Genomic DNA, 14,715 nt, shown 5'->3' with positions numbered 1-14,715 from the left:
TATCCGCGACAGGAGCCCCGCGTCAATGTCTCTCCTTCGGCTGTTGCCCCTCGTGGTGCTGCTTGTGCTGTCCACCCTGCCCGCGCGCGCCGCCACGGTTCTTCTGCGCGATGCCGACATGGAACGCGCGCTTCAGCAGATTGCCGCGCCGATCCTCTCGGCGGCGGGGCTGGGGTCGTCGGGGGTGAAGATCATGGTGATCGACAACGGCAGCCTGAACGCCTTCGTGACCGACCCGCGGCACATCTTCCTGCACTCGGGCCTGATCATGCGGCTGGGCAGCGCGCGCGAGCTTCAGGCGGTGATCGCCCACGAGGCGGCGCATATCGCCAATGGCCATATCACCCGGCGCATGTCGAACGTCCGCAACGCCAGTACCGCCGCGGGCCTCGGCATGCTGCTGTCGGTGGCCGCCGCCGCCGCCGGATCGACCGATGCGGCCGCCGGGATCGCCATCGGCTCGAACAGCGCCGCCATGCGGCGGCTGTTCAGCCACACCCGGGCCGAGGAAGCCGCCGCCGATGCGGCCTCGGTACGCTACATGCTGCGGGCCGGGGCCGATCCCGTCGGCGCGAAGGAGGTGCTGGACCTCTTTCGCGGGCAGGAGGCGCTGAGCCTCGGGCGGCAGGACCCCTATATGCGGACGCACCCGCTGACCCGCGACCGGCTGCGCGCCGTCGAGGGGATGATTGCGGGCCATACCGGCATCCCCGAGGACGCCACGGCGAACTACTGGTTCCAGCGCGCCAGCGGCAAGCTCTCGGCCTTCAAACGGGCGCCGGACTGGACCCTGCGGCGGCTCGACGCCTCGGGCAGCCGCGACATCGCTCTGATGCGCGAGGCCGTCGCCTGGCACCGGCAGTCGAACCTGTCCAAGGCGCTGCGGGCCATCGACGGGGCGCTGGCGATCCGCCCGGGCGATGCCTATTTCCTGGACCTCAAGGGCCAGATCCTGCTGGAATCGCGGCAGTTCGGCGCCGCCGTGCAGGTCTATCAGGCCGCCGCCGCACGCGCCCCGCGCGAACCGCTGATCCTCGGCGGGCTGGGCCGCGCTCATCTTGCCGCCGGCAACCCCAAGGGCGCCCTGCAGGCACTGGAACAGGCCCGCGCGCGCGACTTTCGCGACGCCCGCATCCTGCGCGACCTCGCGGTCGCCTATGCGCAGACCGGCCAGCTGGCCATGGCCTCTGTCGTGACGGCAGAGCGCTACGCCCTGATGGGCCGCATGAAGGATGCCGAACTGCACGCCAAGCGCGCGCTTGGCGCCCTGCCGCGCGGCTCGTCTGCGTGGCAGCGCGCCGACGATGTGCTGATCGCCGCCAAACGCGCGAAATGATCCGCGGCCCGGCCATTTTGATCGCGCCGCCAACCCTGTAGACTGACCTTCAACCATTCGGAGTCCCCCATGTTCACACGCCCTTCCCTGACCGCCACCGCCACGGCGCTGAGCCTTCTCGCCGCGCCCGCCTTCGCGCAGGACAGCTTTGACTTCGACGCCATGACCGAAGACCAGCGCGCCGCCTTCGGCGCCCAGGTCCGCGCCTACCTGATGGAGAACCCGCAGGTGATCATGGATGCGGTCGCCGCGCTGGAACAACAGCAGGCCGCCCAGCAGGCCGCCGCCGACGACTCGCTGGTCTCGGACAATCTCGACCGGCTGCTGAATGACGGCTATTCCTGGGTGGGCGGCAACCCCGAGGGCGACGTGACGGTGGTCGAGTTCATGGATTACCGCTGCGGCTACTGCCGCAAGGCCCAGCCCGAGGTCGACGAGCTGATCGCGGCAGACGGCAACATCCGCCTGATCGTGAAGGAATTCCCGATCCTCGGAGAGGCCTCGGTGCTCTCGTCCAAATTCGCCATCGCCACACAGATCGTCGCCGGCGACGAGGCCTACAAGGCGGTGCACGACGCGCTGATCGCGCTGGAAGGCGCGCCGGGAGAGCCCCAGCTGAGCCGCATGGCGACAACGCTCGGGCTGGATTTCGACGCCATCGCCGCCGAGATGGACAGCGACGAGGTCCAGCGCCGCATCGCCGAGACCCGCGAACTGGCGATCGACATGCAGATCAACGGCACACCCAGCTTCGTCTTCGGTGACCAGATGGTGCGGGGCTACGTGCCGCTTCAGGGCATGCAACAGATCGTTGCGCAGCTGCGCGCGGAATGATCCTGCGCCTGACACTCATGCTGGCGGCCCTTGCGGGGGCCGCCTCGGCGCAGGACAGCCTGCGCGAGCGCATCGACGCCCTGCGCGCCGCCGAGGTGCCGGTGGTGACCGGCGACCTCTATGCCGAGGACCGCGAGCGCGACCTCGACCGGATCGCGGCGCACGCGGGCGCGCTGTTTCCGCAGGCGGAACGGATCGCGCTTTTCGTCGGTCCCGGATGTGCGGACTGCGCCACGGCCCGGACAGAACTGGAATCTCTGGGCCATCCGGTTGCCCTGCACGACACCGGCGCCCCCGCAGCTGCGGCGCTGCACGAGGCCCTGGCCCTGGAGGATCTGCCCGCCTACGTCATGTCGGACCGGCTGATCCGGGGCCACATGCCCGCCTTCGTGCTGGAACGCTACCTGTCCGAGTGAGACAAAGCCGCTTGGAAGCGGCGTTCAACGCTCTTCGAAGAGCGTTTCGGAAGGCCCTTCGAAGGGCCTTCCCCTACTCCGCCGCCTGCGCCGCCTCGCGGGCGTCGATCTCGGCGGCCTTCTTCTCGACCTCTTCGACGATATGCTCGATCATCTGGTCGTTGGTCATCTTGTGGCTGGCCTTGCCCGCCAGATAGACCATGCCCGCCCCATTGCCGCCACCGGTGAAGCCCACGTCGGTCATCAGCGCCTCACCGGGGCCGTTCACCACGCAGCCGATGATCGACAGCGACATCGGTGTCTTGATATGTTCCAGCCGCTGTTCCAGCGCCTCGACGGTCTTGATGACATCGAACCCCTGCCGCGCGCAGCTGGGGCAAGAGATGATATTGACCCCGCGATGGCGCAGGCCCAGCGACTTCAGGATCTCGTAGCCGACCTTCACCTCTTCGACCGGATCGGCAGACAGCGAGACGCGGATCGTGTCGCCGATGCCCATCCACAGCAGGTTGCCCAGGCCGATGGCGCTTTTGATCGTGCCAGAGGTCAGCCCGCCCGCCTCGGTGATGCCAAGGTGGATGGGCTTGTCCGTCGCCTCGGCGATGCCCTGGTAGGCGGCGGCGGCCAGGAAGACGTCCGAGGCCTTCACCGAGATCTTGAACTCGTGGAAATCGTTGTCCTCGAGGATCCTGATGTGATCCATGCCGCTTTCGACCATGGCATCGGGGCACGGCTCGCCGTATTTCTCCAGCAGGTGCTTTTCCAGCGAACCGGCGTTGACGCCGATGCGCATGGAACAACCGTGATCGCGCGCCGCCTTGATGACCTCGCGCACCCGCTCCTGGCTGCCGATATTGCCGGGGTTGATGCGCAGGCAGGCGGCGCCGGCCTCGGCGGCCTCGATCCCGCGCTTGTAGTGGAAATGGATGTCCGCGACGATCGGCACAGGGCTTTCGCGCACGATCTCTTTCAGCGCCCGGGACGAATCCTGATCGGGCACCGAGATCCGCACGATATCGGCCCCGGCCTCCGCCGCCGCCTGCACCTGCGCGATGGTGCCCGGAATGTCGGTGGTGACGGTATTCGTCATGGTCTGCACCGAAATCGGCGCGTCGCCGCCCACCGGGACAGAGCCCACCATGATCTGGCGCGACTTGCGGCGGTAGATATTGCGCCAGGGGCGGACGGGATTGAGGCTCATGACGGTTCGTCCTCTCGGTCGGAATGGGCTGCGCCCGTTGCGGCATAGGTAGCGGCCCCGCCCATGCGCTTCAAGCGCGGCGCGGGGTCACGGGGTTGCTGTCACGAAGGTGTCACACGCCAGATGTGTCGGGCTTGCCCCGAACGCAGGGCCCCCGCGCATCAGCGCGGCGGCAGTTGCGACTGCAGGTTCAGCTCTGCCACGACCCTGGCCAGGGTCTGGTTCTGGCTCAGGTCGGCGACCTGCAGGCGCTGCGTGATGTCCGAGGAGGCCAGTTGCAGATCGCGCCCGAACTGACCGCTTTCGCCATAGGGTCCGTAGGTCTGGCCGTTCATCGCGAAATAGACCCCGCCCGCGTTGCCCGAGAAGATCCGGGCCGCTTCGGCGGTCTGCGGCACCTTGTAGGTGTCGCCGGGCTGCATTTCGGCGGCGAAGATCTTTTGCCCCGACGGCAGCGAGACCTCGACCCATGTGGCGGCGGTGGCGACGACGGTGATGCCCGGCGCCGGTGTGGCAGTGACCTGCGGCACCTGACGTTCGGGCTGTGCCTCTGCCACCTGTGCAGGGACGTCGCGACGGGCGTCGGCCTGTTGCACCGGGGCATCGGGCCGCGGTGCGGCCTGCCGGCCCGGGGTGCCCATGACCTGCGGCAGCGGGTTGACCGGACGCTGTGCCGCCGCGATGGCAGCGGTCGGCGCGGGCTCTGGCTGGGAAACCGGGACCACCGGTTCCGCCGGCGCGTATTGCGCGAAATGCTGCGGGCGCAGCGCGGGCGACGGCTCTGACGGGGACTTGATCCGCAGCACCGGTTCGGGCGCGGGCCGGGCCGCGGCAACGGCGGTCGGCGCCTGAAGATCAAGGGCAACCAGTGCCGACATCAGATCGTCGTCGGCGCCGGGCCTTGCTGGCCGGTAGCGTTGCGTCAGGTCGGCGGCGGCCAGCGAGATGCCCGAGGTCACGGTGCCCCGGCTACCGGACGGGCCGTAGGTGGTGCCGTTTACGGTGAAATAGACGGCGCCGGATTCCCCCACCCGGATCTCGGGTGCGCGGGCGTCGCGCGGCACGGCAAAGCTGTCGCCCGCATTCATGACGCGGGAATACAGGACCCGGCCGCCTTCGTCCTTGATCTGCACCCAGGCCGGGCGCGCGGCCACGACCATGACACCCTGCGCCCCTGCCAGCGGACCGGCCGCCCCGGCCCCCGGCGCGCCCCCCGCCACCAGCGACTCGGCCAGAGCAGCAGCGCCGACGGTGCTGTCCTGAACCCGCGGCAGACCGGCGGCAGAGCCGCCGAAGACACCCACGCCTTCGGGATCCAGCGTCGAGATCGGCGCATCGCGGGCCACCAGAACCGGCACGTCCAGCGCCTGCGGGCGATAGAGCCGGTCGAAGGCCTCTGTCGTGGGCGGCGTGAAGACACCGGCCATGGCGTCTTCGGTTGTGCGCGCGGCGGAGGGCGAGATCGCCGCATCCAGCGGGTCCAGCTCGCTCAGGACCACGGGGGTCTGGTCCACTGGGGCCAGCTGCACGCGCTGGACCTCTTGCAGCACCGCGTAGCCGCCGTAGCCGATCCCGGCGATCAGCCCGATCAGCACCAGCGAAGAGCCGATGGCACGCGGTTCGATATTCGCGAGAAACCCGTCCGAGGCCGGGGCGAAGGGCATGAGCGGTTCGCTCAGCGGATTGCGCGCCCGGCCCCCGCGCTCTGTCACATCGGCGGCATCGGCCTTGCGGATGGTCGAGGCCTTCTGCGACATGCCATGCGCAACGGCAAAGCCGCTTTCGGCGCAGAAATGCGCAAAGGCTTCGTCCGGGTCCATGCCCAGATAGCGCGCGTAAGAGCGGACGTAACCGGCAATGAAACCGGGAGTATCGAAGACGGAGGGGTCGCAGTTCTCGATGGCGGCGATGTAGCTGGCCTTGATCCGAAGCTCTCTCTGGACGTCCAGCAGAGACTTGCCCAGCGTCGCCCGCTCGCCGCGCATGACATCGCCCAGACGCATCGTGTAGTCGTCAAAGCTTTGCTGTGACGTGTCCTCCGGATCGGTGCGTTTTTGGGTCATGCGCCCAATCATGCGAGACTGCCCCATCTTCCCCAACTTCCGTGACTGCCCGTGTTCTTGTCCACGGACAGCGACTCGCGTAGCCCGCTTATTACGACAAGCTTACCACACCGCAAGGTTCATGACAGGTTTTACAGGGGTCAGCCCGCCATTTCGGCACGATTCAGCGCACAATGGCTCCAGAGTTCATCCATCGCGTGAACCAGGTGATCCATCTCTTTCGGGCCATGCACCGGGGACGGGGTGAAGCGCAGACGCTCCGTACCGCGCGGCACGGTGGGGAAGTTGATCGGCTGCACGTAGATGCCGTAGCCGTCCAGCATCATGTCGGACATCAGCTTGGTGTGCTTGGGATCGCCCACGATGACCGGCACGATATGGCTGCCATGATCGACGATCGGCAGGCCCATGGCCTTCAGCCGGGTCTTGAGGATCTTCGCCTGCGTCTGGTGTTCCTCGCGCAGCTTGGCACCGGCAGAGGTCTTGAGGAAGGCGACAGAGGCCTGCGCACCGGCGGCCAGCGCCGGGGCCAGCGAGGTCGAGAAGATGAAGCCCGGCGCATAAGACCGCACGGCGTCACACATTTTCTCGGAGGCGGCGATATAGCCGCCCATCACGCCATAGGCCTTGGCCAGCGTGCCGTTGATGATGTCCAGCCGGTGCATCAGGCGGTCGCGCTCGGCCACGCCGGCGCCGCGCGCGCCGTACATGCCCACCGCGTGCACCTCGTCGATATAGGTCAGCGCACCGAATTCATCGGCAATATCGCAGATCGCCTCGATCGGGGCGAAATCGCCGTCCATCGAGTAGATCGATTCGAAGGCGATCAGCTTGGGCGCCTCGGGATCGTCGGCTTCCAGCTTGGCCCGCAGGTCGTCGAGATCGTTGTGCTTGAAGATGCGCTTGGCGCCGCCGTTGCGCTTGATGCCCTCGATCATCGAGGCGTGGTTCAGCTCATCCGAATAGATGATCAGGCCGGGGAACAGCTTCGGCAGGGTCGACAGCGTCGCGTCGTTGGCGATGTAGGCCGAGGTGAACAGCAGCGAGGCTTCCTTGCCGTGCAGGTCGGCAAGCTCTGCCTCCAGCCCCTTGTGATAGACCGTGGTGCCCGAGATGTTGCGCGTGCCGCCCGACCCGGCGCCGGTGGCGTCGATGGCCTCGTGCATGGCCTCCAGAACAACCGGGTGCTGGCCCATGCCAAGGTAGTCGTTGCCGCACCAGACGGTGATCGGCTGCTCGGTCCCGTCGGACTTGCGGCGGATGGCATGCGGAAACTGACCCTTGGTCCGCTCGATGTCGATGAAGGTCCGATAGCGGCCTTCTTCGTGCAGGCGGTTCAGGGCCTCGTCCAGCTTCGCCGTATAGTCCATCGCGCGCGTCCTTCCAGTTCTTCGGGCCCTGCGCTGCAATGGCCCTTTGCCTGCGGGTGGTTGATCCGCATTCAGCTTCGTGAATAACTAAAGCCAAGGCTTTTGTCTGTCCACCTCTTTGCCCTCGGACCTTCCGTCGCAGCCTTGATCCAGGTCAAGTGCCTGGAGCCGGACTTGCGACCATTGGCGCGGGTCCGCGCGAAAAGGCGCATATCGGAAACAGGATTGCCCCGCCACCCCGGAGGCCGCGATTCGAATGACGGCGACACCCGGCAGGGCGCGCGCCGCCCGGCACCGCGCCGCGGGCGGGAAACCCGGGCTGTCGCAGCATGGGCACGGGGCCGCTCGGCGGGTTTCCCCGCCGCGCACCGGCAGCGCCGGTCCGTCAACAGTCCGTCCACTGGACAGCAGGCGCCGCCCTGTTAGGGTCCGGTCAAACCAAAAACGCCGGAGCAGATGATGACCCTCGACGCCACCCTTTCGCGTATCGACGCCGACATGCCCGCCGCGCTGGACCGGCTGATGGCCCTGTTGCGCATTCCCTCGATCTCGACCGACCCGGCCTACAAGGCGGAATGCGACCGCGCCGCAGACTGGCTGGTGGCCGACCTTGCCTCTTTCGGGATCGCCGCCGAGAAGCGCCCGACCCCCGGCCACCCGATGGTCGTGGGCCATGTGCCCGGGGACGGCCCGCATGTGCTGTTCTACGGCCACTACGACGTGCAGCCGGTGGACCCGCTGACACTGTGGGACCGCGATCCCTTCGACCCCGCCATCGAGGAAACGCCCAAGGGCCGGGTGATCCGCGGACGCGGCGCCAGCGACGACAAGGGCCAGCTGATGACCTTCGTCGAGGCCTGCCGCGCCTGGAAAGAGGTCAACGGCACCCTGCCCTGTCGCATCACCTTCTTCTTCGAGGGCGAGGAAGAAAGCGGGTCGCCCTCGCTGATCCCCTTCCTCAAGGAGAACGCGGAAGAGCTGAAGGCCGACCTCGCGCTGATCTGCGACACCGGCCTTTTTGAATCCCGCGTGCCGGCGATCATGACGCAGCTGCGCGGGCTTCTGGGCGAAGAGATCACCCTGACCGGCCCCGACAAGGATCTGCATTCGGGCATGTACGGCGGCGCCGCGATCAACCCGATCCGGGTGCTGGCGAAGATCCTCGCCAACCTGCACGACGTGGCGGGCCGGATCCAGGTGCCCGGTTTCTATGACGGCGTGCCGGATCTGCCCGAGGACATCGCGCAGCAGTGGCAGGCGCTGAATTTCGACCATGGCGCCTTCCTTGGCGGCGTCGGCCTGTCGCAACCGGCGGGCGAGACCGACAAGACCCCGCTGGAAATGATCTGGTCGCGACCCACCGCAGAGGTCAACGGCATCATCGGCGGCTATACCGGCGACGGCTTCAAGACGGTGCTGCCCTCCAAGGCCTCGGCCAAGGTGTCCTTCCGGCTGGTCGGCCAGCAGGATCCCCACGCTATCCGCGAAAGCTTTCGCGCCTGGGTGCAGGCGCAGCTGCCCGAGGATGTGACCGCAGAGTTCCACGGCCACGGCGCCTCTCCGGCCGGGCAGATGTCGACCGAGCACCCGGCCTTCGAACAGGCGCGCGCGGTGCTGGGCGCCGAATGGGGCCACGACGCCGCCTTCACCGGCTGCGGCGGGTCGATCCCGGTGGCGGGCTACTTCAAGACCATCCTGGACATGGACACCATGCTGGTCGGCTGGGCCAAGGACGACGACCAGATCCACTCTCCGAACGAGAAATACGACGTCGAGAGCTTTCAGAAAGGCATTCGCAGCTGGGCGCGCGTGCTGGACGCGATCACCTGACCGCAGGCGGGCCGGGTCGGGTGTTCACCCCGATCCGGCCCGCGCCTCACGCAGCGTCACGCGCAAAAGGTTAAAACTTTGCGTATTGCGGCGGTGGATTACGGCGGTTTCGCCCAGATCCACCCTGAATTTGCCTGAATCGCCCCCTAGACCAAGGGCATGGCACGGACCCTGACGAAACAGACCCACTCGGATTTCATGCTGCGCGTGCGCCGCGTGGACCCGAAATTCCATACCCACGGCGAGGCGGCCTATGCGAAGGACCGCAGGCCACGCCGCCGCACCCTCTCGACGCTGCTGGGCTTCGGCTGGATCTACACGATCACCGCAATCGCCAACGGCCGAGACCACATCGCCGGATCGCTGCGAGAGGGCAGCCTGCCCACAGAGTATCACCCGTGGATCTTCGCCGGGCTGACCGTGCTTCTGGCCGCTTCGGCGGTGATGATCCTGCTGCATATCGCGCGCTGGCTGTTCCATGGTGGCAACAAGAAGCGAAACTCGGGCGGCATCCTGCTTGGGGCGCTTGGCGCCTTGATGCTGTTCTACACCCCAGCCAGCCTCTGGACCCAGGGCTTTGGCATGCTGGACGGGCATTCCCGGACCGTCCTGTCGCAGGCCGGGGCCGCGCTGGAAGACACCCTCCCCGGCATCCGTATCCAGACGGTGTCCTTCGTCGCCTCTTCCGGCCGCTAGACCAACCCGGTGAACCGTTCGGGCAGACGGTATTGTTCGGCGTAATCGGGCCGCTTGAAGGCCCAGTATCCGGTCTCTCCGCGCGGCGCCCAGGATCGGTGCATCCGCCTGCGCACCCAGCCAAGGTCAAAATCCTCGCGGACCTCCTGCGCGTGGAACCCGTCGAACACCGCCCGGTCCTCGCCCCGCGCCTCGGCGAACCAGTGCCGCCCAATCGCGGCCTCCTGCACGCTGGCCCCCACCTCTTCGGTGACGCGGTTGCGGGCGTTCATGGTCTGCACATAGGTGTCGAAGTCGCAGAACTTCAGGTGCAGCAGGTACAGCGCAACCGGCGTGTGCAGCGTGTCGTACTGGGTGAAATGCCCGCCCCGGGCGATCTTGGCGCCATGGCTGACGATGCAGGGCTTCGAGTAATGCGGCGCAAGCTGGACGTGGCGGCGCGGCCCCAGGATGCGGTCCGTCACCGGCGCCGGTTCAAGGTCGGTGCGGTGGATCACCTCCAGCCCCAAGGGCGTCAGGATGCGCTTGCCACGCGTGTCGCGCAGGTAGCTCAGCAGGTCGCGCCCGTCCTCGGGATCGACCACCACCAATTCGTCGACGTCGCCCACGATCACGTGCCGGTAATAGCAGCGCAGCCCCTGCACGACATTGTTCAGCAGCCGCCACCGCTTCATGTCGAAGTTCGGATGCGGGTCGCCGGGTATGCCGATGACGTTGCAGCCCTCGGCCAGCCGCGCCACCGCCGCGCCGTGCCCGTGGTTGATGACCGTGCAGTTCTCGCGACCCAGCAGGCCGCCGTAGTGCCGCAGCCAGGCCTTCAGAAAGAAGGGATCGTCGCGGACCATGGTCACGGCGGCCACGTCGGATTGCATGCGAGGGCTCCTTGTTTTGCCGCAGCCTAGCGCAGAACGGAATCGCCTTCCATGCGGCGAAGACCTAGGATTGCGCGAAAAAGGACGCGACATGAGCAGCCGCCTCAGCCCCGCCTTTGCGGAACAAGGCCTTCAGATCCTGCGCACGGACACCGCGCCGACCCGCTTTCAGGTCTTCGGAGAGCGGTCTTCGGGCACCAATCTGGTCAAGCGCCTGCTGGGGCGCAACACGGCGCTGAAGCCGACGGAAGAGCTTGGCTGGAAACACGGCTTTCCCCAGATGACGGCGATCCCGGCAGAGACCATGGTGGTGGCCTGCCTCCGCGACGCCCGCGCCTGGGCCCTGTCGATGCACGCCAAGCCGTGGCATTGCCCGGCGGCGATGCAGCGCCTGCCCTTTGACGCGTTCCTGCGCGCCGAATGGGCCACGGTCGCGGACCATCCGCGCTATTTTCCGCAGGTAGCCGCACTGGGCGGCGCCGGGCGCCCCCTGCAACACGACCGCCACCCGCTGACCGGGCAGGCCTTCGCCAACCTCTTCGCCCTGCGCCGGACCAAGCTGGAGGCGCTGCTGTCCTACCTGGAACGCGGCTGCACGGTGCTGCTGTGCCGGATGGAACTGGCGCAGGCCAACCCCGAGGGCTTTGTCCATGCGGTCAGCGCCGCCCTGGACCTGCCCGCCCCGGCCCAGCCCTTCCGGCCGGTCGTCAGGCGCCTCGGCTCCAAGTTCCGGCCCGCCGTAGCAGAGCGCCCCGAGACGCCGCAGACGCTGTCGGCGGATGACCTAGCCTTTCTGCGCGCACAGCTGGACCTGACGCTGGAGGCGCGACTGGGCTACGACTACGGCTAGGCCTCGCGCACGAGGATCGCCCGGAAATCGTTGACATTGGTCCCGGTGGGTCCGGGCGCGAAGATGTCGCCAATGGTATCGAATGCCCCGTAAGGGTCCTGATCCTGCACGAAACGCCGGGGATCCTGCCCTTTTTCCCGGATGCGCGCCAGCGTCCCGCCGTCGGCGAAGGCCCCGGCGTTGTCCTCGCTGCCGTCGATCCCGTCGGTATCCGCCGCAAGCGCCGTGATGCCCTCCAGCCCCTCGATGCCCTCGGCAAAGCCCAGCAGGAAGGCCGTGTTGCGCCCGCCCCGGCCCGGCGTATCGCCCAGCGTAACCGTGGTCTCGCCGCCCGACAGGATCACCACCGGCTTGGTGAAGGGACGGTCGCGCAGGACCACCTCGCGCGTGATGGCCGCATGGACCGCGCCGACATCCGCCGCCTCGCCCTCGATCGCGTCCGACAGGATCGCGGCCTCGAACCCCGCCGCCCGGCCCCGCTCTGCCGCGGCCTCCAGCGACAGCCGGGCCGAGGCAATGACCCTGACCTCGTTGCGCGCAAAAACCGGGTCGTCCGGCAAGGGGGCCGAGGCGCCTTCTCCCTCGATATGGGCCATGATCCGCTCTGGCAGTCGAATGCCCCGGGCACGGATCAGCGCCAGCGCATGCTCGCGGGTCACCGCATCCGGCACCGTCGGCCCCGAGGCCACCTGCGCCGGATCGTCCCCAGGCACGTCCGAGACCACAAGGCTGACGACCCGCGCCGGCGCACAGGCGGCGGCCAGCCGCCCGCCCTTGATCCGGCTGACATGCTTGCGGATCGCGTTCATCACGCCGATGGGCGCGCCCGAGGCCAGCAGGGCCTTGTTCAGCGCCTGCTCGTCCTCCAGCGTCAGACCCTCCGGCGGCGCGGGCAGCAGGGCCGAACCGCCGCCGCAGACCAGCGCGACCACAAGGTCATCCTCCGTCAGCCCCTCGACCGCGTCGAAAACCGCCTGCGCCGCCTTTTCCCCCGCCGCGTCCGGCACCGGGTGCGCCGCTTCCAGAACCGGCAGGTGGCGGCAGGGCGCCGCATAGCCGTAGCGCGTCACGACGACCCCCTCGACCGGCGCCTCCCACAGCTCTTCGAAGGCCGCGGCCAGCTGCGCCGCGCCCTTGCCAAGCGCGACGACCACGGTGCGGCCCTTCGGTTTTTCCGGCAAGACGGGCGCCAGCGCCCTCTTCGGATCGGCGGCAGCAACCGCCGTCTCGAACAGCCCCGTCAGAAAGGCGCGGTCATCCATGTCGTTGTCTCCTCCTTCGGCCCGGCCAGAACACCGCTCTGACCGGTTGCTCCCCCTTGGTCATCGCGCCCTGTCATGCAGGCTGGCCAAGGCCTCTATCCTCTGTCGGACATCCGGCAGTGGAGGGCAAGAGCGCCGCGTCTGAAGCGATACATGCAGCAGGAACTGGTCGCAGGTGGCGCGCAGATCGCCATTGGCCCCCTTCATCTCATGCAAAAGGCGCAACTTCTTCCCGGCACCAAGCGCGACACGCGTCTCGACAATAATATCTTCTCCGGCAAGGGTTTCCGCGCGATACCTGATGTTGGTTTCAGCGGTGAAATAGCTGTTCCCCGCCGCAATATAGGCCTGATCGGCGCCGACATGCGCCATCAGCGCCTCAGAGGCATCGCTGAAGACCTGCCCGTAGCGCCCCTCGTTCATGTGCCCGTTGCTGTCGGTCCAGTCGACCGGCACCTTTCTTCGCACCGTCACCAGCGGCACCCCGTCGCCAAGCGGGCGACGCAGGCGATCATCCTGCTCTTTCAACAGCTTGCCCGCCGCCGCACCCTGCCCCTTCAACGCCCGCAGGATCGCCACGAGGTTGTCGTCTCGCAAGCGTTCCAGATCCCGGATGCCCCGATTTCCGGACTGCGCATCCGATTGATCCGCAATGGTTTTCACCAGGTCCGCATCGAGGTCCGGCACCTCCGTCAGCCTGCTCCAGGGCCATTTCAGGGCCGGACCGAACTTTTCCAGGAAATGCGCCATCCCGGCTTCGCCCCCGGCGATGCGATAGGTCTCGAACAGCCCCATCTGCGCCCACCGCAGACCGAAGCCATAGCGGATCGAGTCGTCGATCTCCTGCGTCGTGGCGAGACCATCCTTCACAAGCCAAAGTGCCTCGCGCCAGACCGCCTCCAGCAGCCGATCGGCGATATGAGCGTCGATCTCGGACCTGATCCGCAGCGGATACATCCCGATACCCGTCAGAATTTCCTCTGCTTTATCAGCAAAGTATGGATCGACATTCGCGCCCTGAACCAACTCCACCAGTGGCAGAAGGTAAACCGGGTTGAAGGGATGCGCCACGACAAGCTGTCCGGGCCGCTCCAGCCCCTCGCGCAGCTGCGACGGTCGGAAACCGCTTGTCGAGGATGCAATGACGGCATCACATGAACAATGGCGCTGAACCTCCTGAAATACTTTGACTTTCAGGTCCAGATCTTCGGGCACACTTTCCTGGATATAGCTGGCGCCCTGCACCGCCTCGGCGAGCGTCGCGTGATAACTCACCCCTCCCGGCTTTGGCATGGGGGACTCGAACAGCATCGGCAAGGCCCGCTCTGCGCCTTTCACGACGGCGCCGATCCTCTCGGCGGCGCGCGGATCCGGATCGAAGACCCGAACCTCCCAGCCCATCAAGGCGAAACGCGCCACCCAGCCGCCCCCGATCACGCCGCCGCCGATGACGCAGGCCAGCTTTCTCATTGCGGCGTCCCGTCCAGCCGGGACACGTCATAGCCGTACCAGGCCAGGACGTCGCGGGCGGCGTCCAGCCTCTCCCCCGGATCACCGATGCGATCCATGATCCAGACCCGCGAGCCGTCGGGGTTGCCCAGGGCCGCCGTCCGGTTGTCAAAGTCCAGCCAATGCACCCAGACCACCTCGTCGCCCATGCGGAACCGGCCTTCGCCCAAGGGGCGAAGCGGCAGGGCGACGCCGTCCAGAACGATCCTCTCTGCCTCCACCCGAACCATGCCGCCCGGCGCCACACCGGCGCCCTGCACGATCCACCAGGAACCGGAAAGCCGACCGACCGTGACGTCGGATTGCGACGCGACCGAAGCGGTCGGATTGCGCACCGGAACGGATATAGAGGTATTCGGCGCCTCCAGTGCGGTGCATCCCGTCAGGACGCAGAAGGCCCACCACCGCATCGCTATCATCGCCACCCAACCTCTCCTCAACCAGCCTGCCGGAAACAGACCGCCCGCCAGGGCAAT

13 protein-coding genes are annotated in these 14,715 nt (G+C 67.4%); 6 read left to right on the top strand and 7 right to left on the bottom strand.

Annotation, left to right across the window (positions count from 1 at the left end; all coding sequences use genetic code 11):
- Window positions 1–25 precede the first annotated feature (25 nt).
- From ACN5KJ_RS11725 to ACN5KJ_RS11715, 3 genes are all read left to right on the top strand, one after another.
- A complete protein-coding gene (locus ACN5KJ_RS11725) occupies window positions 26–1,336 on the top strand; it encodes a M48 family metalloprotease (protein WP_418594130.1) in 1,311 nt (436 codons plus the stop codon).
- Window positions 1,337–1,405: 69 nt separating this feature from the next.
- A complete protein-coding gene (locus ACN5KJ_RS11720) occupies window positions 1,406–2,170 on the top strand; it encodes a DsbA family protein (RefSeq protein ID WP_418594128.1) in 765 nt (254 codons plus the stop codon).
- The gene (locus ACN5KJ_RS11715; RefSeq protein ID WP_418594127.1) at window positions 2,167–2,586 is read left to right on the top strand and encodes a hypothetical protein; all 420 of its coding nucleotides are present in this window, start codon (window positions 2,167–2,169) and stop codon (window positions 2,584–2,586) included. The genes ACN5KJ_RS11720 and ACN5KJ_RS11715 overlap by 4 nt, the downstream gene beginning before the upstream one ends.
- A gap of 73 nt (window positions 2,587–2,659) precedes the next feature.
- Here ACN5KJ_RS11715 and ispG read toward each other — a convergent pair whose 3' ends face one another.
- From ispG to hemA, 3 genes are all read right to left on the bottom strand, one after another.
- Window positions 2,660–3,787 carry a flavodoxin-dependent (E)-4-hydroxy-3-methylbut-2-enyl-diphosphate synthase gene (gene ispG, locus ACN5KJ_RS11710; protein ID WP_418594126.1) on the bottom strand — a complete coding sequence of 376 codons (1,128 nt, stop codon included), beginning with the start codon at window positions 3,785–3,787 and terminating at the stop codon, window positions 2,660–2,662.
- A 161-nt stretch (window positions 3,788–3,948) separates the two neighbouring features.
- Window positions 3,949–5,850 (bottom strand): RodZ domain-containing protein, encoded by a 1,902-nt coding sequence (locus tag ACN5KJ_RS11705; RefSeq protein ID WP_418594124.1) that lies wholly within the window; start codon window positions 5,848–5,850, stop codon window positions 3,949–3,951.
- 140 nt (window positions 5,851–5,990) lie between these two features.
- Complete coding sequence (gene hemA / locus ACN5KJ_RS11700; protein ID WP_347167726.1) at window positions 5,991–7,220, bottom strand: 5-aminolevulinate synthase; 1,230 nt, start codon at window positions 7,218–7,220, stop codon at window positions 5,991–5,993.
- 459 nt (window positions 7,221–7,679) lie between these two features.
- On the opposite strand from hemA, the gene ACN5KJ_RS11695 reads away from it, so the two are divergent.
- Complete coding sequence (locus ACN5KJ_RS11695; protein ID WP_418594208.1) at window positions 7,680–9,050, top strand: M20/M25/M40 family metallo-hydrolase; 1,371 nt, start codon at window positions 7,680–7,682, stop codon at window positions 9,048–9,050.
- 159 nt (window positions 9,051–9,209) lie between these two features.
- The gene (locus tag ACN5KJ_RS11690; protein ID WP_418594122.1) at window positions 9,210–9,746 is read left to right on the top strand and encodes a hypothetical protein; all 537 of its coding nucleotides are present in this window, start codon (window positions 9,210–9,212) and stop codon (window positions 9,744–9,746) included.
- Here ACN5KJ_RS11690 and ACN5KJ_RS11685 read toward each other — a convergent pair.
- Window positions 9,743–10,618, bottom strand: a complete 876-nt coding sequence (locus ACN5KJ_RS11685) for a hypothetical protein (RefSeq protein WP_418594121.1) — start codon at window positions 10,616–10,618, stop codon at window positions 9,743–9,745. The two genes, ACN5KJ_RS11690 and ACN5KJ_RS11685, sit on opposite strands and share 4 nt — an antisense overlap.
- A gap of 91 nt (window positions 10,619–10,709) precedes the next feature.
- Here ACN5KJ_RS11685 and ACN5KJ_RS11680 point away from each other — a divergent pair, with 91 nt between their 5' ends.
- Window positions 10,710–11,468 (top strand): hypothetical protein, encoded by a 759-nt coding sequence (locus ACN5KJ_RS11680; protein WP_418594119.1) that lies wholly within the window; start codon window positions 10,710–10,712, stop codon window positions 11,466–11,468.
- Here the strand turns inward: ACN5KJ_RS11680 and ACN5KJ_RS11675 are convergent.
- From ACN5KJ_RS11675 to ACN5KJ_RS11665, 3 genes are read right to left on the bottom strand one after another with little or no spacing between them, the layout of a single operon-like run.
- On the bottom strand, window positions 11,465–12,730 hold the full coding sequence (locus ACN5KJ_RS11675) for a glycerate kinase type-2 family protein (RefSeq protein WP_418594118.1): 1,266 nt from the start codon (window positions 12,728–12,730) through the stop codon (window positions 11,465–11,467). The two genes, ACN5KJ_RS11680 and ACN5KJ_RS11675, sit on opposite strands and share 4 nt — an antisense overlap.
- Before the next feature lie 60 nt (window positions 12,731–12,790).
- The gene (locus tag ACN5KJ_RS11670; RefSeq protein WP_418594116.1) at window positions 12,791–14,200 is read right to left on the bottom strand and encodes a carnitine 3-dehydrogenase; all 1,410 of its coding nucleotides are present in this window, start codon (window positions 14,198–14,200) and stop codon (window positions 12,791–12,793) included.
- Window positions 14,197–14,658, bottom strand: a complete 462-nt coding sequence (locus tag ACN5KJ_RS11665) for a lipocalin (RefSeq protein WP_418594206.1) — start codon at window positions 14,656–14,658, stop codon at window positions 14,197–14,199. Before ACN5KJ_RS11665 ends, ACN5KJ_RS11670 begins: the two co-directional genes overlap by 4 nt.
- Between the last annotated feature and the right edge of the window lie 57 nt (window positions 14,659–14,715).

It is taken from the genome of Ponticoccus sp. (in: a-proteobacteria) (assembly GCF_048381735.1).
The sequence above is the reverse complement of the archived record's forward strand: the minus strand, read 5'-3'. Positions and strand labels throughout refer to the sequence as shown.

Coding starts and splice junctions, on each gene's coding strand:
- ACN5KJ_RS11725 (WP_418594130.1), top strand. CDS start 26: ATGTCTCTCCTTCGGCTGTTGCCCCTCGTGGTGCTGCTTGTGCTGTCC.
- ACN5KJ_RS11720 (WP_418594128.1), top strand. CDS start 1,406: ATGTTCACACGCCCTTCCCTGACCGCCACCGCCACGGCGCTGAGCCTT.
- ACN5KJ_RS11715 (WP_418594127.1), top strand. CDS start 2,167: ATGATCCTGCGCCTGACACTCATGCTGGCGGCCCTTGCGGGGGCCGCC.
- ispG (WP_418594126.1), bottom strand. CDS start 3,787: ATGAGCCTCAATCCCGTCCGCCCCTGGCGCAATATCTACCGCCGCAAG.
- ACN5KJ_RS11705 (WP_418594124.1), bottom strand. CDS start 5,850: ATGACCCAAAAACGCACCGATCCGGAGGACACGTCACAGCAAAGCTTT.
- hemA (WP_347167726.1), bottom strand. CDS start 7,220: ATGGACTATACGGCGAAGCTGGACGAGGCCCTGAACCGCCTGCACGAA.
- ACN5KJ_RS11695 (WP_418594208.1), top strand. CDS start 7,680: ATGACCCTCGACGCCACCCTTTCGCGTATCGACGCCGACATGCCCGCC.
- ACN5KJ_RS11690 (WP_418594122.1), top strand. CDS start 9,210: ATGGCACGGACCCTGACGAAACAGACCCACTCGGATTTCATGCTGCGC.
- ACN5KJ_RS11685 (WP_418594121.1), bottom strand. CDS start 10,618: ATGCAATCCGACGTGGCCGCCGTGACCATGGTCCGCGACGATCCCTTC.
- ACN5KJ_RS11680 (WP_418594119.1), top strand. CDS start 10,710: ATGAGCAGCCGCCTCAGCCCCGCCTTTGCGGAACAAGGCCTTCAGATC.
- ACN5KJ_RS11675 (WP_418594118.1), bottom strand. CDS start 12,730: ATGGATGACCGCGCCTTTCTGACGGGGCTGTTCGAGACGGCGGTTGCT.
- ACN5KJ_RS11670 (WP_418594116.1), bottom strand. CDS start 14,200: ATGAGAAAGCTGGCCTGCGTCATCGGCGGCGGCGTGATCGGGGGCGGC.
- ACN5KJ_RS11665 (WP_418594206.1), bottom strand. CDS start 14,658: ATGATAGCGATGCGGTGGTGGGCCTTCTGCGTCCTGACGGGATGCACC.